This window comes from Leisingera sp. F5, from assembly GCF_001593695.1.
Window position 1 is genome coordinate 1 of record NZ_LUKH01001333.1, and the last position, 1,104, is coordinate 1,104.

Sequence of the window (1,104 nt, forward strand, 5' to 3'; positions counted from 1 at the left end):
GCCCTTTCTGCTCCCCCTCTATAAACAGCAATCCTGATCCGGACAAAAGAGGCTATCCGATGCGCCTGGCAAAACTGCTGATTGCCGCCCTGATGGTGTGGAGCCTGTATTGGGCCGCAGCGTCCTGGGGGCTGCGCAGCGGCATCGCGGCTTGGTTTGCCGACCAAGAGCGGCGGGGCTGGCAGGCTGAGTTCTCTGCTCTTGAAACCAGCGGCTACCCTATCCGCCATATGACCCGGATCAGCCGCCCGGCGCTGGCTGATCCCGGCACCGGCACCGCCTGGCGGGCCGACTGGCTGGATCTGGCAAGCCCTGCTGCCTGGCCGGGCAAACTGGACCTGCACTTCCCTGCCTCGGCCCAGCGGCTGTCCTATTTCGACCAGACCGCGGTGATCACGGCCCAAGGCCTGCAAGCCAGCCTGCATCTGGCGCCGGGTGCGGCGCTGGAAATGGAGGAACTGGCGCTGATCTCGGCCCCGTGGCAGATCGCACGAAGCGGCGAGACGGTGCTGAGCGGCGCGTCGCTGGACCTGCGCATGGTGCAGTCGGACAGGCCTGAGGTCTACCGGGTTACGGCAGAAGCCGCTGAGCTTGCCCCGCGCGCCGCCTGGCGGCGGCTGCTGGCGGCCAGTTCCGCACTTCCGGAACAGTTTGACACGCTGGCATTGGAGCTGACAGTTGCCTTTGACGCGCCCTGGGACCGGGCCGCACTGGAACAGCGGCGGCCGCAGCCGCGCCGGATCGATCTGGAACTGGCAGAGGCCGGCTGGGGCGACCTACGGCTGAAGGCCGCCGGAACGCTGACAGTGGACACCCAGGGCCTGCCAGAGGGCGGAATTACACTGCAGGCGGAAAACTGGCGCGGGCTGGTGCTGATGGCGGAACGCAGCGGCGTGCTGCCTCCCAGCCTGCGCAGCTCTGTCGAGCGCGTACTGAGCCTCCTGGCTGAAACGAGCGGCAACCCGCGGAACCTGGACATCACGCTGGGGTTCTCCGGCGGCTACGTGACACTTGGCCCCCTGCCCCTGGGCCGCGCCCCGCGGCTGATCATCCGCTAAAGAAGCCTGCAAGCGCAGCCTGCCAAAGGCCGCCGCTGCCCTTTGC

At 67.8% G+C, this 1,104-nt stretch carries 1 protein-coding gene; it reads left to right on the forward strand.

The window, feature by feature from the left end:
- Positions 1-59 precede the first annotated feature (59 nt).
- Positions 60-1,058 (forward strand): DUF2125 domain-containing protein, encoded by a 999-nt coding sequence (locus A2I95_RS41200; RefSeq protein ID WP_291738056.1) that lies wholly within the window; start codon positions 60-62, stop codon positions 1,056-1,058.
- The last annotated feature ends 46 nt before the right edge of the window (positions 1,059-1,104 follow it).

Excerpts from the sequence above, each read along its gene's own strand:
- A2I95_RS41200 (WP_291738056.1), top strand. The coding sequence starts at position 60 with ATGCGCCTGGCAAAACTGCTGATTGCCGCCCTGATGGTGTGGAGCCTG.